The organism is Kitasatospora sp. NPDC001539, assembly GCF_040298565.1.
In the GTDB taxonomy this organism is placed as follows: domain Bacteria; phylum Actinomycetota; class Actinomycetes; order Streptomycetales; family Streptomycetaceae; genus Kitasatospora.
Genome location: NZ_JBEPAK010000014.1, coordinates 1 through 21401 on the forward strand (window position 1 = coordinate 1; position 21401 = coordinate 21401).

Here is a 21401-nt window from a genome sequence, read left to right on the forward strand (position 1 = left end):
GCTGGTCATACTGGCGACGACGTAGCCAAACCCGGGCACGCCGCAGCCACTACAAACGCCGAGGTCACACCCCATAACTGCGGTTGCAGTACTAGCCGTCCCTCAAAGGGAACGCGAGGCCGGGCCGACGACAGCTCATCGTCGACACCGGTGCTCAGGCAGGCACGGGCCCGACCTCTTCCCATACGGCAGAACGGGGGCACGGTGGTCGGCGGGTGGCCGGCCGCCCGGTGGTGGGGCAGGTCAGGGCTGGCTGCTGGGCGTGCCGGGTGACGCGGGAGCCTGGCTGCTGGGTGCGCTGGGTGACGCGGGAGCTTGGCTGCTGGGTGTGGCGGGCGTCGCCGCGCCCGAGGCGATGTCCGTGGGCCTGGCGGAGCGTTCCGCGGTGGGCGCGCCGCCTCCCGGGGCCAGTGACGGGGAGGCGCTGGACGTCGGGCCCACGGTGGGTGCCGTGGACAGCTGCGCCGACGGGGAGGCGGAGCTGACGACGTAGGCGTTGACGGTGCCGTGGCCGGCATGGGCGAAGGTGAAGCCGACCAGCCGGTACGTGCCCGGGCTGACCGGACCCGGCAGCTGCACCTGCGGCTGGCCCGGCGACCCGACCAGGACCGGCTGCCCCGGCGGAAGGGCGACAGCCGCCCCGGGCGCCGGGGACGCGCCGGCGCCCTCCAGGTTGACCGCCGTCAGGGTGTCGGGCTCCCCGCCCGGGTTGAGGATGTACGCCGCCAGCGACGCGGTGCCGCTACCACCCGCATCCGCGACCAGCCGCACGTCGCGCAGCTTCACGTCCCCGATGTCGGCGTTCACGCTGTCCGGCCCGATCCGGTAGGTCTCCGCGCCGTTGCCGGCCGCGCACGCCGCCGGGGCCACCGTCGCCAGCAGCACGGCGCCACAGCGCAGCACCACCTTCGGGCGAAGAACTGGTTCGGGTCGCATACGGGATCCTCCGGTGCTCGGCTCGAGGTCCGCCATCCGTTCCCGACCCCCGCCCCGGGCACGCCACGCCTCACCCGAACCGCCCCCTGCCCTCGGCACGGCTCCGGCCGAAGCCGTCCTGAACGGCGGGCTCCAGGCCGTCACCGACGACGGACCGGCGCCCTTCGGGGCCTTTGCCCGCGCGGGTCTGGGGACAGGGCGGGGGGCGTGGAGTCTGCTGCTCCTGCGGCGGGCAGGGTCGCGCCCGTCGTCAGGGACGCGGTGCTATCCGTCGCCACGACGGCTCGGCCCTCGGTCCGGCCCCGGCCGCGCAGCGGGGGCAGACCCGGGCGACCCGGTCGGCGGCCCCGCCGCTGTCCGGCTGCACCTCGGCCCATCCCACGTGGGCGAAGCGGCGCAGGCGGGCGCGGTGCAGCGGAAGACCGCAGACGGTCTGGTTCTTCCCGCGTTCCCACGCGTGGACCTCACCGGCGGGCAGCCGAGTGTTGTCGTCCTCGTCGAACCACTCGCCGGACGCGGCGACGGCGTAGTGCGTCGGACGCGACATCGAACTCCTCCCTCGTCCTGTCCTGCGGCTCGGGGCCCGCCGGGCCATCACCGCGTACGTGTCGGCTGGTCGAGCCACTGCTCCCCCACAGCGGCCTCGGGGTGCCACCGTGAGCCGGCAGGCGTCCTGGCCCCGGATGTCGGTGGTGGGGCCGAGCCCGTGAGAGCCCGTGCGGGTGCAGGGCGCACCGCCCGCGGGGGTGGCTCACCGCGCGGGCAACCCGGAATGCCAGCCCTCTGCGGGCGGCTCGCGACGCCACTCCAGCCCCGCTGTCGGACACGGCCCGCGCCTACCCTGCTCGGCGCAGCCGACGCCTGCGGCGTGTGGGGCGCCTTGAGCGGGGCAGCCGCCTGGCCGGAAGAACCCGAGCCAGGAGGCGGTCATGCCCCAAGCAGTCACCGTGGCGCGCGCCCAAGGACTGTTCAACCTGGTAGGCGGCCTGTGGCCCGTCCTGTCGCTGAGAACCTTCGAAGCGGTCTACGGCGCCAAGACGGACCGCTGGCTGCAACGCACCAACGGCGCCCTGCTGGCCGCCACCGGCATCAGCCTGCTGCTCGCCGAACCGAGCGCCGAAGGCATGCGCCACGCCCGCCGCGTCGGCGTCGGCAGTGCGCTCACCTTCCTGGCCGCCGACCTGGTCTACGTACCGCTACGCCGGATCCCCGCCACCTACCTGCTCGACGCCGCCTAGGAGGCGGCCTGGCTCACGGCCTGGGCGGCCGTCCAGGACCAGCAGCTCGCTCACGGCCCCGCCGTCCGCCGGGACGGGCGGTGACCGGCGGTCCACGCCCAGCCCGCCCGCCGCCTGCTCGCAGTACTACTCCATGGCCGCCTCGACCAGCCGTAGCCACACCACCGACGCCCGGCCGGGGCCGCCCCCGCTCGGCACGGACGACCGCGTCATGGAGGACGGTGTCGGTCAGACGATCGTGGGACCCTGCCGGTAGGACTGGCGCAGCGCCCGCCCGACGGTTCCGGGGCCGGGCAGCACGTCAGCGGGCGGTGGTGCTCCGTCACCCACAAAAAGCAGCGCAGCGGCGGTGCTGCGCCGTCGGGCTGCCGGCACGCTCAGCTGGTCGGCCGGCTTCCCGGCTCGGGCGGCGCCTGGTGGCCTGTCAGAACCGGCGGCGCACCACCGGCCGGGCGGGCTCTGCAACGCGCAGCGCCAGGGCCGCGGTGCGGGTGCGTTCCAGCCGGCTCACGACCTGGCGCACGGTGGCAGCGTCGAACCTCGGGTGAGGGCGCGGACGGCCTGGTGGTCGTCGTCGGACAGCGTGTGGAGGCCGGCGCGCTTTAGGGACGGTGTAGAGGGGGCTGGGTCGCGGTGCCGCCCCGGCTGCAGTGGGCGGCGTCGGCGCTCTGGCGGGCTGGTGGGCGGCCTCGCGGGTGCAAGCGGCGAGGCCTAGCGGTGGCGCTCACGGCGCAGCGCGTGCTGGAGGGCGGTCTCGTCTCCGGCGTCGGCGTGCCGGTCGGCGCAGCGCTCGTCGAACCGGGCCTGCTCCAGGGCCTGCTGTATGGTCTCAAGGGTCATCCCGGCCGCCCGGCGGCGCACCCGGCTGGGAGCGTAGCCGAGCAGCAGCCCGCACAGTTCGCCGCGCTCGAAGTCGCTGATCTTGGAACCCTGCCGGTCACACGTGCCCGTGCTCGGCGGCCCACCCGATGATGGCGACGAAGGCCTGATCGAGACTGTCGGCGTGGCCCAGGCGCGTGCCGTCACCGTTACGGTTCCGCGCGTAGGCGCCCCATCCGCCTGCGTGGTTGATGGCCCATCCGATGGCCATGAAACCGTCGTGGTAAGCGGGATGCCACAGGAAGATCGTCTCTTCTCCGGATTCGACTTCTCTGGTCGTCCGGTACCCGGCCCCGGCCAGTTCCTTCTGCATCTTCCGCGACGGCTCTGTCACATCTCCCCCTGAGTAGACGAACGACCTCAGGTTAGGCGCCTGACGTGAGACATGGAACGGGGTCGCGCGGCCCACGCACCGGCCCTGGCGCGCTCACGCCGCCGAGCTGCGTCCGGCGACCACCAGCGCCCAGGTCACGCAGCCGAACGCCGCGGTGGAGGCGACCGCGCGGACCACGTTCCACCGCACCCACACGTCCTCGAAGGCGGCTCGCACCGCCGCCGGGTCGGTGAGCGCGTCGGGCGCCCCGGCGGCGGCCAGCCGGTCGTTGAGCGGGACGTTCACCACGCCGGTGATCACCAGCACCGCCAGGGACAGCACCGCCGCGGCGGCCAGCCAGGCCAGTGCCGTCCGGGAGCCGGCGCGCCACTGGAGGACGCCGGCCGCCACGATCAGCACCGGCGCGCCGAGGAAGCTCAGCATGAACCACCCGTTGAGGATGGCCGTGTTGATCCGCTGCATGGTGTCGATGAACGCCCGGTCGCCGACCACGGCCAGCCCCGGCATCACCGAGCAGGCGTAGGCGTAGAACAGTCCGGCGCTCCAGCCGGTGGTGAGCACCGCACCGACCAGCGTGATCGTCCGCAGTGCCGCCATTGACCTCGTCCCCGTTCGCTCGTCCATGCCGCCAGTCAACTTCCTGGCCTTACCGGGCGGCCATCGGCGAGGCGCTCGCGGCCATGTGCGAGCGTCCACCCCCGGGCCGGGCCGCTGCTCCGCCCGCTCCTAGGCTGGCGGCATGGACGCCCTCTCCGCGCTGCTGACCGGCCCCCGCGCCCAAGGGGCGTTCCTGCTGCGGTCGGTGTTCGACCCGCCGTGGTCGGTGCGGATCGCGGACCTGGCTCCGCTGACGCTGATCACCGTCGTGCGCGGCGACGGCTGGGTCGTACCGGACGACGGCCCGCCCGTGCCGCTCGGCACCGGCGACCTGGCCGTGGTGCGCGGCCCGGACCCGTACACGCTCGCCGATCTCCCGGACCGCGCCCCGCAGTTGGTCGTCCACCCGGGGCAGGTCTCCACCACGCCGGACGGTGCGGGCATGTGCGAGACGCTCGACCTGGGCGTGCGCGCCTGGGGTCCGGGCGGTGGGACCGTCCTGCTCAGCGGCACCTACCAGCTGCGCGGCGAGGTCAGCGGCCGACTGCTGCGCGCCCTGCCACCGGTGCTGCGACTGGCCGCGGACGAGTGGTCCTCCCCGCTGCCGGCGCTGCTGGAGGCGGAGATCGGCCGGGACGAGCCCGGCCAGGAGGCGGTCCTGGACCGGCTGCTGGACCTGCTGCTGATCAGCGCGCTGCGCAGCCACTTCGCCCGGGACGCCGAACGGGCCCCGGCCTGGTACCGCGCGCACGCCGATCCGGTGGTCGGCCGGGCGCTGTCCCTGATGCACACCGACCCGGCGCGCGGCTGGACGGTGCGCGACCTCGCCGCCGGGACGGGCGTCTCCCGCGCGGCGCTGGCCCGGCGCTTCACCGAGCTGGTCGGCGAGCCGCCGATGGCCTACCTGACGGGCTGGCGGCTCGCCCAGGCCGCCGACCTGCTGGCCGATCCCGCCCTCACCCTGGACGCGGTGGCCCGCCGGGTGGGCTACGGCAGCGGCTTCGCGCTGAGCGCCGCGTTCAAGCGGGTGCGGGGCGTCAGCCCGCAGCAGTTCCGCACCGGGAGCGTCCCGACCGGCGTCCCGACGGCCTGACGCACCGCCACCGGGCGCGCCCGCCGGTACCGAGCCAGGTCCCAGGGGGGACGGACTGTCCAGGGTGGCGAAGGCCGGCGCGTAGCGCCGCCGCAGGCACCCTGACCGGCCGGCACGGCCCGCACACTGCACGCGTGGGCGGCCCCGGCCTACGACGCTCGCTGAAACTCCCCACTCAGTCCGCCCTGCAACTGAGTGGGGAGCCCTGAGCAGCCCCGGCCGCTTTTCCGAGTTCCTCATCAACAGCACTGCAGGGGGCGGTGGTGGCCCGTCGGGGGCGTCCGTGGTGCCGGTCAGCGGTTCCACCGGAGGCGGCGCCGCAACGGCACCACGGGGGCCAGCGGCCGGTCGTCGTCCGCCTCGGCGGCGCCGTACTCGGCGGACACCAGGGCGGCCGGCTCCGGCGGGCGGGGCTAGGGTCTGTTGGGAAAGTGCTGGCGCTGTGCAGGGATATCGATGTCTGATTGCCGCCAGCGTGGTCTGTCCCCGCTGATCACACTGGCGGCATGACGATGTCATCCACTACAGACTCGATTACGGTCCTCACCGGCATGTATGCGGCTGAGGCGGAGTACTTTGCAGCCGGAGGCCCTGACGAGGCTTCATTCGACCTGCTCGCCCCCTTCTTCGCGCCGAATGTGGTGCTGCATCAAGCTGATTCCCTGCCCTATGGAGGCACCTGGCGCGGGCATTCGGGCATGACGCAGTTCTTCCTTGCGATGGGTGCCGCTTGGGAGTCATTCGACATGGCGGAGCAGGAGTTCCTCGCCGCCGGTGAGACTGCGGTAGTGCTCACCCAGGTCCGTGCTCGTGCTCGTGCGACAGGCCGCGAACTCTCCTTCCCGATCCTGCAGGCGATCACGGTCAAGGACGGGAAGATCACCGAGGTCCGTCCGTTCTACTGGGACACACGGGTCATCGCCGACGCCTGCGCAGGGCCGAGGGCGACCGGCTGATGTGGATGGTGAGTCCGCTGGTCACAGCCACTCGTTGATGGCCGCTACCAGCACGGTTGCCTCATGGCGGACCGCGAGCTTGTCGTATCGTGTTGCCACTGCACGGTGCCTTGTGAGGCGGTTGATGCCGCACTCCACCGCGTGACGCTGCTTGTAATCTTCCCGGTCGAACCTCGACGGCCTGCCTCCGCGGGAGCCGAGGTTCTTGCGGTTGCGGACCTGGTCCGTCTTCTCCGGAATGGTGCAGGCGATCCGGCGGCTGCGCAGGTAGGCGCGGTTCGCGCGGGACCATAAGCTTTATCGCCCCGGACCTTGTCGGGCCGGGTGCGCGGCCGGCCGGGCCCGGGGCGCTGCGCGTCTGTCAGATCCCCACGCGCCACGGCGCTCGATCATCACCGAGCAAGATCCACTTTTGCAACAGGCCCTACCAACCCCAGCGACCGAACTCGACTATGCCTTGGAGGACTAAGATGAGGTTCCTATTGAGTCGGCACGCCCGACTGGAAGTGGAAAGCCTGAGCCAGGTAGAAGCGAAACGGAAGGTATACGTATCCGTTTCAGTGTCACGCGGAAGAGAAGTGGTCAGCGTCTGCAGGGATAGGGACGGATCATGGCAGTTCTTCTCCGAAGACGACAAATCCGGCCCTGAAGGTCCCGTCCTGATTCATTTCGGACACGTTCCCACCAGGTCGGAACTAGCCGCGACAGTGCCCGGCCTGAGAAAGGGATACTGGGCGCTCCGTAATAGAAAGGATGATTCCTGGAACGTGGTGCAGGACGATTAAGGTCGCCTCGCACGCCGAACGGCCCGCGCCCGACACTGCCCCTACCAGGACAGCCGGGTCCGGCGGGCGGGCTTCGCGTGCCGGAGCGACCCCCCTCACCACGGCACAAAATCCTCCGAGCCGCAGCGGTGGCGAGGGCGGCGCGGCTCGCCAAGACGGTCGGCGGTGCGGTCGCCGTCCAGCTCGGGTCGCGGCCCTACGGTATTCGGTCTACGACGCGGCCGTCGACGTCATCGCTGCGGCGCTGGCCGTCCTGGCGATCCGGCAGATCACGGCCCGGCAGGACGCGAAGGTCCGCGCCACGCTGGTCGCCCTGCCGTTCACGCACACGTCGGCCTCCTGAGGCTGCCGGTCGGCCGCGGCGGTGGCGGTGGCCGCGGCGGTGCACGGCGACACCTGCGCCACCTGGTAGCGCTGGAGCAGCCCCCTCCCATCACCGCGACCCGGGGACGCCGTCCACAACCAGTTTGCGGTCAGCCCCGCCTGACTGACCATCAGTTTCCGTTGGCCACCGCTGGGCGGCCGGGCGCGGCGAGGGCGGCGTGCATGAGGCGGCGTGCGCGGGTCGCCGCCGTGCCGTCGCCGAGGAGTTGGATCTCCTGGTTGGCGGCCATGGCGATGCCTGACAGCAGGGAGACCAGGTCATCGGTGTCGGCGTCCGCGCCGAGGTCTCCGGCGGCGCGGGCGGCCGCGATCTCCTCGGCCAGGAAGCGCCGCCAGCGGGTCACGGTGTCGTGGATGCGGTCGCGCAACGCCCCTGGCCGCCCGTCGAGTTCGCAGGAGGCGGCGGTCACGAAGCAGCCGTTGGGGAACGGGCTGGCGGCCAGGTAGTCGCACCAGGCGTCGATGACGGCGTGCAGGCGCGGCAGGCCCGGTTCGGCGGTGCGGGCGGGGGCCACCACCTCCTGGGTGAACATCTCCACCGCGCTGGCGAGGGCGGCCAGTTGCAGTGCGGCCCGGGAGCCGAAGGGGCCCACGACTCCGGCCTTGCTCATGTCGAGCGTCTCGGCCAGGGAGCCGATGGTGAGCCCCGACAGGCCCTGGCTGGACGCCTGGTTCACGGCGGTGCTGACGATCCGTTCGCGGGTGCGGCGGGCTTCTTCGGCTGACTTCCTCATGCCCCCAGTTTACCGAACACCCGTCTGCTATATTGGCGAACGATCGTACGGTAAATTGCCTGGAAGGGGATGGTCCGATGCGCGTCCGATGGCTGGGGTGGGCCGGAGTGGAACTCGAATCACAGGGGGAGAGCCTGGTCATCGACCTGCTCGGCCGGCCCGAAGGAGTCCTCGAGGGGACCCCGCTCTCCGCTCCCCTGCCCGAGGTCACACCCCCGCTCACCGAGGGCCGCGTGCTCGCCGGACTGTGCACCCACCTCCACCGCGACCACACGGACGCCGGCGCGCTGGCCCGTGCGCTGCGCCCCGGAGGCACCGTCCTGCACCCCGAGTCCTTCGGCGGCGACGACCACGAGAACCTGTGGACCCTCCAGGCGGAAGCCGAACTGACCGCCCACGGCCTGCCCCGCCGGCCGATGGGACTGTGGCAGACCACGAAGATCGGCCCGTTCACCATCGCCGCCGTTCCGGCCGTGGACACGCTCGGCGATCCCCAGGTCTCCTGGGCCGTCGAAGCCGGCGGCAAGCGGGTGATCCACCTGGGCGACAGCATGTTCCACGGGTACTGGTGGCGCGCCGCCCGCCGCTTCGGCCCCTTCGACGCCGTCCTGACGCCCATCAACGGGCCGACGGTGTGCTTCCCGCACTGCCAGCCGCCGAGCCCGTACCCCGCCTCGCTCGACGCCGAACACGCCGCCGTGGCGGCGCGCCTGCTGCAGGCGAGGACCGTCGTCCCGATCCACTACGACGGCTTCCACCTCGAGGGGTTCTACACCACCCGGCCCCGCGAACTCGACCGCTTCCTCGACGCCGCCGCCGGCGAGCCCTACACCGTCCTCACCCCCAAGCTCGGCGAGGACCTGACCCTCTGAGAGGCCGCGCCGGCGCCGCGGCCGCCCCCCCGCTCACCCGAGCGGCTCGCCGAACACCGCGCCGCCTGCTCGAAGCCGTGCGCCGCATCACCGCGCCCCGGTGCCCCGGCGCCTGCGGACCGCTCCGGCACGTGACGGGGACCCGGTCCCGGCAGGCCGGGGCTCCCCCGCCCTTCTCCGTCCCTCTCCGCCGGGCGTCACGCCGCGATCGGGGCCGTCCGGGCCAGGGCGGCGCGCAGGACGGTGTTGAAGGCGTCCGGGCGCTCCTGGTGCGGCATGTGGGCGGCGTCCTCGATGACGTGGAGTTCGCCGTGCGGGGCGAGGGCGGCGAGGGTCCTGGACACCTCGACCGGGATCTCGGTGTCCTGGCGGCCGTGGACGAAGGCGGCGGGGACGGCGAGGCGCGGCAGGGCGGGCCGCGGATCGTAGGTCCGGCACTCGGTGAAGATCGCGTCGATGAAGACGCCCGAGTCCAGGAGCTGGCGGACCGTCCAGTCGACCTGGGCCCGACTGGCCTTGGGGCCGTACCAGTTGGGCACCCAGTCGGCGAAGGTCCCGGCCCGGTCGGCGGCGAGGTCGGCGACCAGGGCGTCGAGCTGCGCGGCCATGCCCTGGCTGGGCCAGTAGCCGGGGCCGTCCACCGAGACCAGGGCGCCGATCCGCTCGGGCGCGGCCAGGGCGGCTTCCAGGGCGAACGTGGCGCCGACCGAACTGCCCACCAGGACGGGGCGGTCGAGGCGGAGGTGGGCGATGAGCGCCAGGACGTCGGCGGCGTTGCCGGCCGTGTCGTTGCCGTCCACCGGGTGGTCGGAGCGTCCGCAGCCGCGCCAGTCGACGGTGATGGTGCGGTGGTCGCGTGCGAGGTCGGCGACCTGGGCGCCCCAGACCCGGCCGCTGGTGCCCCACCCGTGCAGGAAGAGCAGCGGGCGGCCGGTGCCGTGGTCCTCGTAGTAGAGGTCGATCCCGTTGACGTGCGCGAACGACATGGTGTCCTCCTCGGTTCCCTGCTGCCACCGGTGCGGTGGCAGCAGGACCATCACACCGGCCGGGGCGGCCGGGACCAAGGAGCGTTCCGCGCCTACACTGATCAGCGATCGTGATGGATCGCCGAGGGGTCGGCGGGCGGGGTGGGCGGGGGCTCGGGTGGAACTGCGGCAGGTCCGGTACTTCCTCGCGGTCGCCGAGGAACTGCACTTCGGGCGCGCCGCCGAGCGCATGCACATCGTGCAGTCCGCCGTCAGCCAGCAGGTACGGCGCTTGGAGCGGGAGTTGGGCGTCGACCTGTTCGACCGTACGACGCGCAGCGTGACGCTGACGCCGGCCGGGAGCGTGTTCATCGACCGGGCCCGAGCCCTCGTCGCCGCCGAACGGGCCGCGCTGGACGCGATCGCGGCGCTGCGGGCCGAGGCCTGCGCGGGCGGCGCCGTGCTGCGCATCGGCACCAACGTCGGCCTCGGTGCGCGGCTCGAGCGGTTGCTGGACCGGCTGGGAGAGCGGGCACCGGAGCTCACCGTCGAGCTCGTCAGCGCCGCGCCGGCGGAGCGCCTCCAGCGGGTGCGCGACGGCGACCTCGACGCGGCGTTCGTGCGCGGCGTCTCCCGGAGCCCGGGGCTGGAGCTGGTGCCGCTGTGGCGGGAGCGGTTCGTGGTGGCCCTGCCGGCCGGGCACCCGCTCGCCGCGGGCGGGGCCGTCCGTCTCGCGGACCTGGCCGGGATGCCGCTGCGGATCGCTCCGCGGGAGGCCAACCCGCACCTCGTCGACCTGGTCCTCGGCGCCTGCCGCGCCGCCGGGTTCGAGCCCGTCCTCGGCCCGGCGTTCACCACCGACCAGGACACCCTCGCCGCGATCGGCGCCGGCGGCACCCACTGGACGGTCTTCTACGCGAGCCAGGCCGAGGTCCTCCCGACGTTGCGCACCGTCTTCCGGCCCCTCGCCGATCCGGACGCCCCGACCATGCCCGCCTACCTCGCCGTCCGCCCCGACGCGCCGGCCCGCGCCCTGACGCCGCTGCTCGAGGCGTGCCGTGACGTCGCGGACCAGGAACCGACGGGCGGAGGCGGCCCGGAGAGCGGGCCGGAGACGGGGGGTCAGGCGGTGGGGGCGGTGGGGGCGGTTCGGCCGAACAGGCGGCCGCCGAGGTCGACGCCGAGCACGGTGCCGGCGGAGTCGCGGGTGAAGTAGCCCCGCTGGCCCTTCAGGCCGCCCTCGGTGACGAGGTAGTCGTCGCCGTCGCCGGAGAGGAAGCCCATGGTGGCGGCCGGGTAGTCGGCCGGCAGGTCGACGTCCGAGGCGGCGCGGATCTCCGGTTTGATCCCGACGGCCAGGGTGAGCCGGGTGCCGTCGGTGCGGACGTCGAGGTTCATGACGTCGTTCTCGTAGCGGCCGGCCACCTCGCGCGCCCGCCGCTCGTCGTGGGCGACCGGCTGCGGGTCGCGCTCGACGAGGCCCAGGTGGTGTTCGAGGGCGCGGCGGACGACGGCCTGGGTGAGGACGTAGCCGTCCGGGCCCGCGGCCAGGGCGACCACGGCGAAGTTGTGCTCGGGCACGATGACCAGGTCGGCGAACTGGCCGTTGCCCGAACCACCGTGGCCGACGGTGCGCACGCCGTCCACCTCGCGCAGGAACCAGCCGATGCCGAAGCCGTCGCCGAGCGAGCTGCCGCGCAGTTCGACCGTCCGCTCCCGCATGCCGTGCAGCGTCCCGGCGGGCAGCAGGCCGGCCCCGTCGCCGAGGTGGAAGCGGGCCCAGGCCAGCAGGTCGCTCACCGAGGAGGCGATGCCGCCGCCGGGGTTGTTGCCGCGCGCGCCGGCCGGGGAGGACTTCCACGGCCGGGCGGCCCGCAGTGCGCCGTGCGCGTCGCGGTTGTAGCCCACGGCGAACTTGCGGACCATCACCTCGTCCAGGTCGAAGAAGGTGTTCGACAGCCCGAGCGGCTCCAGCAGGAGCGCGGCGACGGCCTGTTCGTAGCCGCGGCCCGTGACGTTCTCGATGATCCGCCCGGCCAGGTTGTAGCCGGCCTGGCTGTACGAGGCCCGGGTGCCGGGCGGCGCGACCAGCGGGAGGCGGGCCAGCCGCCCGACGAAACCGGCCAGCGTGCCGTCCTCCTCGCCGGGGTCTACCAGGTTCCAGTCCAGGCCGGCGGTGTGGTTGAGCAGGTTCAGCACGGTGATCCGCTCGGCCGCCTGATCGTCGGCGAGCCTGAGCTCGGGCACGTACCGGCGCACCGGCGCGTCCAGTTCGACGGCGCCCTGCGCGACCAGGCGCATCAGTGCGGTCGCGGTGAAGGTCTTGGTGACCGAACCGAGGTGGAACAGCGTGCGCTCGTCCACCGGCAGCGGGTGGTCGACGCTGGTCACGCCGTGGGAGACGAAGCTCTCCTGACCGTCCGCCAGGACGCCGACGGCGACGCCCGGGATGCCGAGCTCCTCGGCCGTCGCCGCGACGAACTCGGACAGCTGCTTGTGCGACATGGCTCCCCCTGAGGCTCTTGAACTAAGTACAGGAGAACCGTACCCAGCTTCTTGAACTAAGTACAAGGGCTTTCCTGAACTATGTTCAACTACGCTGTCGCCATGCCACGACAGACCATGACCGCCGACCGGATCGTCCGCGCCGCGATCGAACTGCTGGACGAGGAGGGCCTGGACGGCCTCAACATGCGCAGCCTGGGCGCCCGGCTCGGCTCGGCCGCCACGGCCGTCTACTGGCACATCAAGACCAAGGACGAGGTGGTCCGCCGGGCCGCGGACGCGGTCTGGGCGGAGGTCGAGCTGCCCGATCCCGCCGCCACCGGGTGGCGGGAGGCCGCCACCGCCATGGCCACCGGCATGCACGCGATGCTCACCCGGCACCCGTGGCTCGGCCAGGCTTTCGGCAGCCACCTGCTGTACGGCCGCGGCAAGGCCCGGCTGGACGACTACGCCCTCGCCGTCTACGAACGGGCCGGATTCACCGGCGCCGAGGCGGACCGGGCGGCCGCCACGGTGTTCGTCTTCGTGCTCGGCAGCGCCCTCGGGCCCGCCGCGCAGATCTCGCTCACCCGGCGGCTGGGCCGCACCGGCGAGGACCCCGAGCAGCAGCTCGCCGACACCCTCGCGCGCAGCACCGAGATCGCCCTGGAGTTCCCCCGCCTGCGCAAGCGCATCGGCACCACCGACTACGCCGCCGCACCCGACAGCAGCTTCGAGTTCGGCCTGCGGGCCATCCTGGACGGCTTCGCGTACCGGCTCGGCGCCGGAGCGTAGACGTACGGCCGACGACGGTCCCCCGGCCCCGCGGCGCTCGGGGCGCCAGTCGTCCTCCGCGCCGGAGCCGACCGGAGAGCACGGTCTTCCCCCCGGGTGCGGCCCGACTCGCTCGCGTGGCAGGGTACGGGCCATGCGGGCCACGGACGCCGCAGCCCGGTCCGGTCGAGGAGGGGGGCGAGCGCGGCCGGGTCCCCGGCGCAGGGGGGGTGAGGGCCCACGCGACCGGCTCGCGGCCTGGACGGGCGGCGCGGGTGCGAAGGGCCGTGGCCGTGCGGTCGCGGGAAGCGCCGCGCGCGTCGACCAGGACCCCGCCGGGTCGCGGCAGCTCCCGTGACCGCACGCCGTGGTCGCCGCTGGACGGTCCGGCGGTCCTCGCCGGCGGGGCTCCTGGAACGAGCGTGGCCGCCCGGCGCCTCGTTCCCGGCACCCCCGTGCCGGCCGGGAGGGAACGTGTGAGAGAGTCGGCGGCCCGAATGCGAGGAGGAGCCGGTGCACGGCAACGGGCCTGGAGGCACGGACGGTCCCGGGGCCGGCCGGGTCCTGGTGGTGGACGACGACGCGGCGATCCGGCGCACCCTGGAACGCGGCCTGCGGCTGAGCGGGTTCGCCGTCGCGCTGGCCGAGGACGGCGAGAGCGCGCTCGCCCGCCTGGCGGCCGCCGTGACGGACGTCCTGGTGCTCGACGTCTCGATGCCCGGCATCAGCGGCGCGGAGGTCTGCCGGACCCTGCGCACCCGCGGGGACGACATCCCGGTCCTGATGCTGTCGGCACTGGACGAGCCGGCCGACCGGGTGGCGGGCCTGCAGGCCGGCGCGGACGACTACCTGGTGAAGCCGTTCGCCCTGGAGGAACTGGTGCTACGGCTGCGCGCCCTGCTGCGCCGCCGCCCGCCGCAGCCCACCGACCGGGTGTCGGCCGGCCCGCTGGTGATCGACCCGGCGACCCGGCAGGCCCACCTCGACGGCCGCGAACTGCGGCTCACCCGGCGCGAGTTCGAGCTGCTCACCCAGCTCACCAGGAACGCCGGCATCGTGCTCTCCCGGGAACTGCTGCTGGAACGGGTCTGGGGGTACGACTTCGAGGTGCGCAGCGACGCCGTGGACACCTTCGTCAGCTACCTGCGGCGCAAACTGGAGGCCGGGGGCCGGCCCCGGCTGATCCACACCGTCCGGGGCGTGGGCTTCGTGCTGCGGCTGCCCGGCGGGGACGGGTAGCGGCCGCCGTGAGACTGTCCACCCGGATCGCCCTGTGGGCCGCCGTCGTGGTGCCGTTGCTGGTGGTGCTGGCCGGGCTGCTCCTGTTGCCGTTGGTCGGCCGGGACCTGCGGCACCAGCAGGACGCCCGGCTGGCGGAGCGGGCGGCCGCCGTCCTGCCGAGCGTGCGCACCCTGGTGGCCGCCGATGCCCGTGGCCGGGCCAAGGCCGAACAGAACCAGCAGCGCAAGGTGTTGGACGCCGCGCTGGACTCGGGCGTGCGGGTCGCCGCCCAGGACGGCACCGTGCTGCTCGCGGGCGGCCCGCAGCCCGCCGACGCCCGGGCCCTGCCCACTGCGCCGGGCGGGCCGGTCACCGTCCGCGACCACGGCACGGCCTGGCGGGTGCTGACCGTCCACGTCTCCGGCGGCGGGACGGCGGGCAATGGGACGGCAGGCGATGGGACGCTCTGGGTCAGCGAGCCCGGCGCTCTGGCGGGCAACCAGACGGCGACCGTGCGCAGGCGGGTCCTGCTCGTGGCGGCGGTCGCGGCGCCGGTCTCGGCGCTGATCGGCTTCGCCCTCGCCGAACGCGCCACCGCACCGCTGCGCCGGCTCAGCCGCCGCGCCTCGGAGCTCGACCCGGCCCTGCCGCCCGGCGGCGCCGAACCCGACGGTCGCGAGCCCGACGGTCGCGAGCCCGGCGGCGGCGGACCCGACGGCGGACCCGGCGGCTTGGCGCGTTCGGGCGGCGCGGGCTTCGCGGCGGAGCGCAGCGGCACCGTCGAGGTGGACGAACTCGCCGCCGCGCTGGCCCGGTTGCTCTCCCGCTACGACGAGCAGGCGCTGCGCACCGCCCAGGCGCTGGAGACGGCGCGCTCGTTCTCGGCCGCCGCCTCGCACGAGCTGCGGACGCCGCTGATGAGTCTGGGCACCAACCTGGACGTGCTGGCCGCCCACCAGGACCTGCCGGCCGGTGAACGGGCCGAGATCGTCGCCGAGTTGCGCGAGGACCACGCCCGGCTGCTGGACCTGCTCACCGCGCTCGCCACGCTCGCCCGCGGCGACCTCGTCGAGGTCGACTCCTTCGGCCCGGTCGACCTCGCGGAGCTCACCGACGCGGCCGCCGCCGAGGCCCGGCGCCGGCACCCGGCGGCCGAGTTCTCCGTCGAACTCCCTCCGGAGCTGAGGCTGTTCGGGTGGGAGTCGGGCCTGCGGATGATGCTCGTCAACCTGCTGGTCAACGCTGCCGTGCACGGGCGCGGCGGCCCGCAGCGGGCGGAGCCGGCCCGGGTGAGGGTCCGGCTGGCCCCGGCCGGCCCGGTCGCGCTGCTCACCGTCGACGACGCCGGGCCGGGTGTCCCGCCGGGCGAGCGCGAGGCGGTCTTCCACCGCTTCCACCGCCGGCGCGACAGCCCGGGCTCGGGGCTCGGGCTCACCCTGGTCGCCCAGCAGGCCGCCCTGCACCGGGGCACCGTGCGGATCACGGAGCCGCCGGGTGGGACGGGGTGCCGGGTGGAGGTCCGCCTGCCGCTGCCCGACGCCGACGCACCGACCCTCCGGCTCCCGCTCCGGCGGGACTGGATCGCGGGCGAGGAGGGCTGAGCACCGCTCCCGCGTTCCACAGGGAATCCACAAGAAGCCGTCCTACGCTCCCGGCGACCGGGCCGCAGCGGGCCCGCAACCGCCGGCCCGGTCCCGTAGACCGTCCACGGCAGAAAGGGACGCCCATGTCCGTCGACCGCACGTCCGCCAACCGCACCTCCCTCCGCCGCGGGGCCGTCAGCCGCAGGGCCGCTGCGCTGGGCGCCGTGGCCCTCGCCGGCTCGCTGTTCGCCGCCGTCCCCGCCCAGGCGGACGGGACGGGCGGCTCGCCCTCCGCCGCCCCGGCCACGCCGTCCGCTCCCGCCACCGGGTCCACGCCCGCGGGCGACGGCGCGAAGGCCGTCTGCAAGCGGCTGCCGAAGACCGAGCAGCGCGTCACCGAGGCGCTCGCCCGGCTGAACGGCGACGCCACCGTCGCCGGGTCGGTCGCCCGCCTGCAGCAGCGGGTCGACAACGCCAAGGCCGCCGGCCACCCGGAGATCGAGAAGCTCCTCAACGACCGCCTCACCGCCCGCAAGGGCCTGGTCACCACCCTGCAGACGCGCAAGAGCGACCTCGACTCCGTCGCCACCTGGTGCGCCGCCCACGACCAGGGCAAGTCCCGGTGAGCCGCCGCCCGCGCGCCGCCCTCGCGGCCCTGTTCCTCGCCGGTGCCGCCCTGCTGACCGCCGCCTGCGGTCCCACCGGGCACCCGGGCCCCGGCGCCGCCGACGCCAACCAGGTGCAGGACATGCAGCACAAGCTCGACGCCGCCGACAACGCGGCCGACCGGGCCGCCACCGACGCGGCGGCCGACGGCAACTGACGCACCACCCGCCCGCTGACCCGCTCAGCGGGCGGGCGCGCCCGGTCGCCGTGGCCGAGCACCGCTCGGCGCCGTTCGGAGCCGTTCGGAGCCGCCGGTGCCGGCGGCCCTGCCCGTGGCCGTGACCGCGGGCCGTGGCCGTGCGCGGCCACGGCCTCAGGCCCCGGCGGCGGGCTGTTCGGCGTCGCCGAAGCGGGCCAGGGTCAGGGCGCCGGCCACGGCGGCCACGAAGCCCAGGACGGCGACCGGCGTCAGGTCGTGCCGGGTGTGGTCGCCGAGGACGAGCACCCCGACCACCGCCGGGCCCAGCGTCTCCCCCAGCACCATCGCCGCCGTCGCCGACGTCACCGATCCGTGCTGCATCGCCCAGGTCAGCGCGGCGAAGCCGCCGATGCCCGCCACCGCCACCGCGTACGCCGAGGGCTCGGCCAGCAGCTGCGGCAGCCTCGGTTCCGGCAGCACCCGCACCGCCACCCCGACGACCCCGAACTGCAGGCCGGCCACCAGCCCCAGCAGCGGCGTGCGGCGGGCCCCGCCGTACCGCACCGCCGCCCAGCCCGCGACGAGCAGGGCCACCGCGACGAGCAGCACGCCCAGCCGCAGCGCGTCGTCACCCGTGCCGTGGCCGTCCCGCCCGGCGGTGAGCGCCAGCAGCAGCAGCCCCGCGCACACCGCCACCACCCCGGCCCACTCGCTGCGCCGCAGCCGCACCCGCAGCACCCGGGCCGCCCCGACGGCCGTCACCGCGAGCGCGGAGGCCAGCGCCGCCTCGACCACGTAGAGCGGCAGGCGCTCCAGGGCGACCAGTTCGGCGGCGAAGCCGCCCATGTCCATCCCCACACCCGCCAGGAAGGGCCACTGGCGCAGCGCACCGGCCAACGCGGCGGCCTCCCCCGCCCGCTGCCTCGACGGGTCCGCGGCCCGTGGGCCCGTACCGGCGGCCCGCCGGGCGCCGACCGCCTGCAGCACGGTGGCCGACCCGGTGAGCAGTGCGGCCAGGAGGGCGGCGAGCAGGCCGATGAGCATGGCCCCGACGCTACGTCCGCGGGCGCCCGCACGAGCGCCTGGCACGCCGTCGCAGCCGCCCCGCGGCCGGCCCCGCGGGTGCGGGGGCGTGGCGGTGCGGGGCCGTGGGCCTGCCCGTGCGATCGGGCGTTCTCAGCCCTGGAGGGACCATTCGTTGACCACGTCGAGGTTGCGGAACACCGGCGGCCCGTCGCACAGTGCCGCGACCCGGGCGGCGAAATCCGACGTCTCCGGCCGGTCGGAGTTCTCCATCGCCTGCTCGTACGAGGGGAACTCCACGATGTTCAGGTACACGTTCTCCTGGTCGCGGTCACGGGTTTGCGCGGCCCGCGTCGCCAGTTGGTGGCCCGCGTTCTGCTCGACCCAGCTGTCGAGCAGCGCGTTGAACTCGTCGATGCGACTGGTCTTGTACTCGATGATCTGGATGAAGCTCACGTCAGGCTCCTCGGCTCAGCAGCGGATGGTCGGCTGAACGCCCTCTCCAGCGTCGCCCCGGCGCCCGCGGCCCGCAAAGGCAGGGAACGGGTCCGCCGCGCGGCTCCGGCGAGGCCTGGTGAACGGGGGCGGGCGCGGCGCGGGCCGCCCTGCCGGGGGTGCGGGGGCGGAGCGGGCGGTCGCGAGGGTGGCCGTGCGGAGGAGCGCCGTGCCCGCGCGCCGGCTGGGCCGCCGCGCGCGCCGAAGCTTCCCGCCGACCCAAGTCCCGCGCTGCGCGCGCTGGTTGGGGGCGGGCTACCGGGTGCCGGGTGAGTTCCGGCGGGCGGGTGCGGGGCGGCCCGGTACGGTCCGGGAGCTCCGGCCGGGGCGGTCCGGCCGGGGCCGTGCGCTCGCCGGGTGGGCCGGCGGGACTTCGGTTAGCGTCGGCCCTGGAGCCCGGAGCCCGGAGCCCGGAGCCCGGAGCCCGGAGCCCGGAGGACGGTCGGTGGTCGGAGGTCGGTGGCATGGCGGCGGCGGAACGGGCGCGGCTGGTGGACGGGTGGCGGCGGGCGGCGGAGCGGGAGCTGACGCCGACCAAGCGGTCGCTGGTGGTGATGTGGGCGGCGTTCGGCGCCACCTTCGGCACGGTGCGGTTCATCACCCACGGGATCAGGGGCGGCTGGCTGCCCTGGGGCAACATCTCTGCCGGCGGGAGGCACCTGCACCACTACAACATCGGCATCGCGGCGCTGGCCGGGGTCGGTCTGGTGGCCGTCCGCGGTGACGAACGGGCGGTCGGCCATCCGGCGGTGGCCGCGGTCTACGGTGCGGGCACCGCTCTGATCACCGACGAGTTCGCGCTGCTGCTGGACCTGCAGGACGTCTACTGGGCCGAGCAGGGCCGGGTGAGCGTCGACGTGTCGCTGTGCGTGCTCGCCGCGCTCGGCGGCTACCTGTCAGCCGCACCGTTCTGGCACGAGGTCGTGCGGGTCACCCACCGCCGGCTGACGGCGCGCTGAGCTCGCCCCGGCCGGCGCCTGGACGGCGGTGCGGGCCCACGTGTCAGGGCCCGACGGTGCTCCAGGCGCCGAAGCTGCCGTCCGTTCGCTGGCGGCTGTGGCGCAGGCGGCCGTCGGGGCCGAGCGCGACCAGGTCGGCGAGGCCGTCGCGGTCGACTCCGACGGCCGGGGATCCGACGACGAGGCCGTCCAGGGCGCTCCAGGTGCCGAAGCGCCCGTCGGTGCCCTGGCGGCTGACGCTGACGCCGCCGTTGCGGTTGCGGACGGCCACCACCGTGCGGTGGGGGGCGGGGGCGTCCGCGGACGCCACGGCCGGCTCGCCGTCGCCGGCGTCGTCGCTGCCGACGTCGTCACCGCCGCCGCCGACGGGCCCGTCGGGCCCCTCGGGTCCGCCGGATCCGCCGTCGCCAGGTCCGTCGCCGACGGGCTGGGCCGTCGGCGTCCACCGGCCGCCCGGGGTGCTCTGGGTGAGGCGGACCGTGGCGGAGCGGGCGGTGGGCCCGGGCAGCAGACCGCCCTCGGAGAGCCGGCGGTAGAACAGCACCAGGCGGCCGTCGGGGTCCTCGGTCACGCTGACGCGGCCCACCGGCGAGACCGCCGGGAAGTCGGGATCGGGCGTCAGGGCGGCGCCGGGTGCGGACTGGGTCCAGTGCAGGACGGCCGGGCGGGTGCCGGCTGACGCGGTGGTGGCGAAGACCTCGATCCGGCCGTCCGCGGTGGCGGCGGCGCTGGGCGGGCCCTGCACGCCGGCCCCGCCGAGACCGGTCCACGGGCCCCACGTGCCGTCGGGTCCGGTCTGGGCCCTGGTGCTGACGCCGCCGTCGCGGTTGCGCACGAACAGGTGCAGCCGCCCGTCGCCGGCGGCGGCCACGGCGGGCGTGCTCACCTGGAGCGCGGGGTCGGCGAGCGGGGAGGACGGCGTGGCGGTGGCGGGGTCGGGGGTGCCCAGGTCGGCCCAGGCCCACGCGCCGGAGGGGTCCTGGGTGCGGGAGACGATCTCGCCGGTGTCCGCGCGCTGCCCGAACACCGCGAGGGTGCCGTCCTGACGGCGGATCACGGTCAGTGCGGCCGCCAGCGGTCGGCCCGGGGCGTCGTGCGCGAGCGGGCCGTGCCACACCTTGTCCGCGTCCTCGGCCCATTCCAGCAGGGTGCCGCTCTCCACCGCGAAGGCGTGCAGGGCGCCGCTCCGGTCGGCGGCCACCACCTGGGAGGAGCGCGGGTAGCGCAGGTACTGCCGGGACTGCCAGCTCGCGTACGCGCTCTCGTCGAAGGCGGCGCCGGTGGGCAGTTTGGCGTCGTGCTCGGCGTACCTGCGGAAGGTGGCGTGCTTGTCGGCGGTCTGCGCGGTGGACAGGTCGGCGGGCGAGGACCAGGTGTTGTAGTCGCGGTAGTGCTCGACCAGCAGCCGGGCGCCGGTCGCCGCGTAGGCGTCGGCGGCCGCGTCCGCGAACCAGGCGGCGGATATGTGGTCCGGGTGGTCGTGGTCCTCGTGGGCGCTCCAGAGCGTCGGGTCGGGCGCCGGGTCCTGCACCCTGAGCAGGGTGGGCCGCTGGTCGGCCAGGACGGCGCGCAGCATGGTGAGGAGCCGTCGGCCGTCGTAGGTCTGCGGCCAGCGGGTGCCGGGACCGTCCATGTCCAGCGTCGGGGTCCGGGCGGGGGCGGCGCTGTCGCGGGTGTCCCACAGCCGGCGCAGGGCGTTGCCGCCGAGGTAGGCGGTGTCGGCGAACTCGGGGAGGTCGAGGAAGACGAGTTGCACCGACCGGTTCGCCCTGAGGGTGAAGCGTTCGGCGACGGGGCCGCCCGGGGCGGGCCGGTAGTCCTCGTGGTCCCAGCAGGCCGGGCCGGGGTCGTCGGCGCAGCCTGCGGCTCCCGTTCCGGTGGCCTGGGCCGCCATCCGGGCGTAGGCGAGGCGGGCGCCGTCCTGCCGGTGGGCGGCGTAGGCCGCCCCGCTGCCGGCGTCGCCGGCGGTGACGTAGATGGTCGTCACCTTCAGGCCGGCCCGGATGCCGGTGGACAGGTCCGGGTTCATGAACAGCAGGTCGTCGTCCTGGTGGGCGACGATCTGGACGACGGCGGCGGGCCGGTCGTCGGTCTGCGGGGGCGGGACTTTCGCCCCGGTCAGTGCGGACGGGACCGTCCACGTCTGTGACAGCGTCAGGGCCCACGCCGCCACGGCGGTCGTCGCCCGCCCCATCCCGCAACCGCCCTTCGCTCATGCCTGCCGTCACGGCCCCCCGGGGCAGGAATGAAGGATTATCACATCATGTCGGGATGTGGTGCGGCC

The 21401-nt window shown here is 74.7% G+C and carries 23 protein-coding genes and 1 pseudogene; 11 read left to right on the top strand and 13 right to left on the bottom strand.

Annotation, left to right across the window (positions count from 1 at the left end; all coding sequences use genetic code 11):
• Window positions 1-243: 243 nt before the first annotated feature.
• Together ABT247_RS04835 and ABT247_RS04840 are read right to left on the bottom strand one after the other, a co-directional pair.
• Window positions 244-936 (bottom strand): hypothetical protein, encoded by a 693-nt coding sequence (locus ABT247_RS04835; RefSeq protein ID WP_350737983.1) that lies wholly within the window; start codon window positions 934-936, stop codon window positions 244-246.
• Window positions 937-1186: 250 nt separating this feature from the next.
• Window positions 1187-1483, bottom strand: coding sequence for a hypothetical protein (locus ABT247_RS04840; RefSeq protein WP_350737986.1), 297 nt, complete (start codon window positions 1481-1483; stop codon window positions 1187-1189).
• A 382-nt stretch (window positions 1484-1865) separates the two neighbouring features.
• Between ABT247_RS04840 and ABT247_RS04845 the strand changes: the two genes are divergently transcribed.
• Window positions 1866-2174 carry a hypothetical protein gene (locus ABT247_RS04845; protein ID WP_350737988.1) on the top strand — a complete coding sequence of 103 codons (309 nt, stop codon included), beginning with the start codon at window positions 1866-1868 and terminating at the stop codon, window positions 2172-2174.
• 711 nt (window positions 2175-2885) lie between these two features.
• Here the strand turns inward: ABT247_RS04845 and ABT247_RS04850 are convergent.
• The 3 genes from ABT247_RS04850 to ABT247_RS04860 all read right to left on the bottom strand — a co-directional run bounded on the left by ABT247_RS04850 (window position 2886) and on the right by ABT247_RS04860 (window position 4011).
• Window positions 2886-3014, bottom strand: coding sequence for a hypothetical protein (locus tag ABT247_RS04850; RefSeq protein ID WP_350737991.1), 129 nt, complete (start codon window positions 3012-3014; stop codon window positions 2886-2888).
• A gap of 97 nt (window positions 3015-3111) precedes the next feature.
• Window positions 3112-3366 carry a hypothetical protein gene (locus tag ABT247_RS04855; protein ID WP_350737994.1) on the bottom strand — a complete coding sequence of 85 codons (255 nt, stop codon included), beginning with the start codon at window positions 3364-3366 and terminating at the stop codon, window positions 3112-3114.
• A gap of 114 nt (window positions 3367-3480) precedes the next feature.
• Entirely contained in the window at window positions 3481-4011 is a 531-nt protein-coding gene (locus tag ABT247_RS04860; protein ID WP_350737997.1) for an anthrone oxygenase family protein, read from the bottom strand.
• A 115-nt stretch (window positions 4012-4126) separates the two neighbouring features.
• Here ABT247_RS04860 and ABT247_RS04865 point away from each other — a divergent pair, with 115 nt between their 5' ends.
• Window positions 4127-5077, top strand: coding sequence for an AraC family transcriptional regulator (locus tag ABT247_RS04865; RefSeq protein ID WP_350738000.1), 951 nt, complete (start codon window positions 4127-4129; stop codon window positions 5075-5077).
• Window positions 5078-5583: 506 nt separating this feature from the next.
• The gene (locus ABT247_RS04870; protein ID WP_350738002.1) at window positions 5584-6033 is read left to right on the top strand and encodes a nuclear transport factor 2 family protein; all 450 of its coding nucleotides are present in this window, start codon (window positions 5584-5586) and stop codon (window positions 6031-6033) included.
• Window positions 6034-6054: 21 nt separating this feature from the next.
• On the opposite strand, the pseudogene ABT247_RS04875 reads toward ABT247_RS04870, so the two are convergent.
• From ABT247_RS04875 to ABT247_RS04885, 3 genes and pseudogenes are all read right to left on the bottom strand, one after another.
• Window positions 6055-6383 (bottom strand): annotated as a pseudogene (locus ABT247_RS04875) (transposase family protein); the annotation flags it as partial.
• A gap of 645 nt (window positions 6384-7028) precedes the next feature.
• Window positions 7029-7214, bottom strand: coding sequence for a hypothetical protein (locus ABT247_RS04880; RefSeq protein ID WP_350738005.1), 186 nt, complete (start codon window positions 7212-7214; stop codon window positions 7029-7031).
• A 98-nt stretch (window positions 7215-7312) separates the two neighbouring features.
• Complete coding sequence (locus ABT247_RS04885; protein ID WP_350738008.1) at window positions 7313-7936, bottom strand: TetR/AcrR family transcriptional regulator; 624 nt, start codon at window positions 7934-7936, stop codon at window positions 7313-7315.
• A gap of 77 nt (window positions 7937-8013) precedes the next feature.
• Here ABT247_RS04885 and ABT247_RS04890 point away from each other — a divergent pair, with 77 nt between their 5' ends.
• A complete protein-coding gene (locus ABT247_RS04890; protein ID WP_350738011.1) occupies window positions 8014-8808 on the top strand; it encodes an MBL fold metallo-hydrolase in 795 nt (264 codons plus the stop codon).
• Window positions 8809-9005: 197 nt separating this feature from the next.
• On the opposite strand, the gene ABT247_RS04895 is transcribed toward ABT247_RS04890, so the two are convergent.
• Complete coding sequence (locus ABT247_RS04895; protein WP_350738014.1) at window positions 9006-9794, bottom strand: alpha/beta fold hydrolase; 789 nt, start codon at window positions 9792-9794, stop codon at window positions 9006-9008.
• Between the two features lie 157 nt (window positions 9795-9951).
• On the opposite strand from ABT247_RS04895, the gene ABT247_RS04900 reads away from it, so the two are divergent.
• Window positions 9952-10989: a LysR family transcriptional regulator gene (locus ABT247_RS04900; RefSeq protein ID WP_350738017.1), complete on the top strand. Its 1038-nt coding sequence runs from the start codon at window positions 9952-9954 to the stop codon at window positions 10987-10989.
• Here ABT247_RS04900 and ABT247_RS04905 read toward each other — a convergent pair.
• A complete protein-coding gene (locus ABT247_RS04905; protein WP_350738020.1) occupies window positions 10896-12278 on the bottom strand; it encodes a serine hydrolase domain-containing protein in 1383 nt (460 codons plus the stop codon). The genes ABT247_RS04900 and ABT247_RS04905 overlap by 94 nt on opposite strands.
• A gap of 102 nt (window positions 12279-12380) precedes the next feature.
• On the opposite strand from ABT247_RS04905, the gene ABT247_RS04910 reads away from it, so the two are divergent.
• The 5 genes from ABT247_RS04910 (at window position 12381) to ABT247_RS04930 (ending at window position 16658) form a co-directional block, all read left to right on the top strand.
• Window positions 12381-13052, top strand: coding sequence for a TetR/AcrR family transcriptional regulator (locus ABT247_RS04910; protein WP_350738023.1), 672 nt, complete (start codon window positions 12381-12383; stop codon window positions 13050-13052).
• A gap of 492 nt (window positions 13053-13544) precedes the next feature.
• Window positions 13545-14270, top strand: a complete 726-nt coding sequence (locus ABT247_RS04915) for a response regulator transcription factor (protein WP_350738025.1) — start codon at window positions 13545-13547, stop codon at window positions 14268-14270.
• A gap of 8 nt (window positions 14271-14278) precedes the next feature.
• The gene (locus tag ABT247_RS04920; RefSeq protein WP_350738028.1) at window positions 14279-15853 is read left to right on the top strand and encodes a sensor histidine kinase; all 1575 of its coding nucleotides are present in this window, start codon (window positions 14279-14281) and stop codon (window positions 15851-15853) included.
• Window positions 15854-15978: 125 nt separating this feature from the next.
• Complete coding sequence (locus ABT247_RS04925) at window positions 15979-16461, top strand: hypothetical protein (RefSeq protein WP_350738031.1); 483 nt, start codon at window positions 15979-15981, stop codon at window positions 16459-16461.
• Window positions 16458-16658 carry a hypothetical protein gene (locus ABT247_RS04930; RefSeq protein WP_350738034.1) on the top strand — a complete coding sequence of 67 codons (201 nt, stop codon included), beginning with the start codon at window positions 16458-16460 and terminating at the stop codon, window positions 16656-16658. Before ABT247_RS04925 ends, ABT247_RS04930 begins: the two co-directional genes overlap by 4 nt.
• Before the next feature lie 156 nt (window positions 16659-16814).
• Here ABT247_RS04930 and ABT247_RS04935 read toward each other — a convergent pair whose 3' ends face one another.
• Both ABT247_RS04935 and ABT247_RS04940 read right to left on the bottom strand, forming a co-directional pair.
• Window positions 16815-17684 (bottom strand): hypothetical protein, encoded by an 870-nt coding sequence (locus ABT247_RS04935; protein WP_350738037.1) that lies wholly within the window; start codon window positions 17682-17684, stop codon window positions 16815-16817.
• 132 nt (window positions 17685-17816) lie between these two features.
• Complete coding sequence (locus ABT247_RS04940) at window positions 17817-18119, bottom strand: hypothetical protein (RefSeq protein WP_350738039.1); 303 nt, start codon at window positions 18117-18119, stop codon at window positions 17817-17819.
• Window positions 18120-18622: 503 nt separating this feature from the next.
• Here ABT247_RS04940 and ABT247_RS04945 point away from each other — a divergent pair.
• On the top strand, window positions 18623-19117 hold the full coding sequence (locus ABT247_RS04945; RefSeq protein ID WP_350738042.1) for a hypothetical protein: 495 nt from the start codon (window positions 18623-18625) through the stop codon (window positions 19115-19117).
• Window positions 19118-19160: 43 nt separating this feature from the next.
• On the opposite strand, the gene ABT247_RS04950 is transcribed toward ABT247_RS04945, so the two are convergent.
• Window positions 19161-21311, bottom strand: coding sequence for a DUF8189 domain-containing protein (locus ABT247_RS04950; RefSeq protein WP_350738044.1), 2151 nt, complete (start codon window positions 21309-21311; stop codon window positions 19161-19163).
• Window positions 21312-21401: the final 90 nt, after the last annotated feature.

Excerpts from the sequence above, each read along its gene's own strand:
- ABT247_RS04950 (WP_350738044.1), bottom strand. The coding sequence starts at position 21,311 with ATGGGGCGGGCGACGACCGCCGTGGCGGCGTGGGCCCTGACGCTGTCA.
- ABT247_RS04925 (WP_350738031.1), top strand. The coding sequence starts at position 15,979 with ATGTCCGTCGACCGCACGTCCGCCAACCGCACCTCCCTCCGCCGCGGG.
- ABT247_RS04935 (WP_350738037.1), bottom strand. The coding sequence starts at position 17,684 with ATGCTCATCGGCCTGCTCGCCGCCCTCCTGGCCGCACTGCTCACCGGG.
- ABT247_RS04945 (WP_350738042.1), top strand. The coding sequence starts at position 18,623 with ATGGCGGCGGCGGAACGGGCGCGGCTGGTGGACGGGTGGCGGCGGGCG.
- ABT247_RS04905 (WP_350738020.1), bottom strand. The coding sequence starts at position 12,278 with ATGTCGCACAAGCAGCTGTCCGAGTTCGTCGCGGCGACGGCCGAGGAG.
- ABT247_RS04840 (WP_350737986.1), bottom strand. The coding sequence starts at position 1,483 with ATGTCGCGTCCGACGCACTACGCCGTCGCCGCGTCCGGCGAGTGGTTC.
- ABT247_RS04895 (WP_350738014.1), bottom strand. The coding sequence starts at position 9,794 with ATGTCGTTCGCGCACGTCAACGGGATCGACCTCTACTACGAGGACCAC.
- ABT247_RS04855 (WP_350737994.1), bottom strand. The coding sequence starts at position 3,366 with ATGCAGAAGGAACTGGCCGGGGCCGGGTACCGGACGACCAGAGAAGTC.
- ABT247_RS04910 (WP_350738023.1), top strand. The coding sequence starts at position 12,381 with ATGCCACGACAGACCATGACCGCCGACCGGATCGTCCGCGCCGCGATC.
- ABT247_RS04845 (WP_350737988.1), top strand. The coding sequence starts at position 1,866 with ATGCCCCAAGCAGTCACCGTGGCGCGCGCCCAAGGACTGTTCAACCTG.
- ABT247_RS04850 (WP_350737991.1), bottom strand. The coding sequence starts at position 3,014 with ATGACCCTTGAGACCATACAGCAGGCCCTGGAGCAGGCCCGGTTCGAC.
- ABT247_RS04865 (WP_350738000.1), top strand. The coding sequence starts at position 4,127 with ATGGACGCCCTCTCCGCGCTGCTGACCGGCCCCCGCGCCCAAGGGGCG.
- ABT247_RS04870 (WP_350738002.1), top strand. The coding sequence starts at position 5,584 with ATGACGATGTCATCCACTACAGACTCGATTACGGTCCTCACCGGCATG.
- ABT247_RS04860 (WP_350737997.1), bottom strand. The coding sequence starts at position 4,011 with ATGGACGAGCGAACGGGGACGAGGTCAATGGCGGCACTGCGGACGATC.
- ABT247_RS04885 (WP_350738008.1), bottom strand. The coding sequence starts at position 7,936 with ATGAGGAAGTCAGCCGAAGAAGCCCGCCGCACCCGCGAACGGATCGTC.
- ABT247_RS04835 (WP_350737983.1), bottom strand. The coding sequence starts at position 936 with ATGCGACCCGAACCAGTTCTTCGCCCGAAGGTGGTGCTGCGCTGTGGC.
- ABT247_RS04890 (WP_350738011.1), top strand. The coding sequence starts at position 8,014 with ATGCGCGTCCGATGGCTGGGGTGGGCCGGAGTGGAACTCGAATCACAG.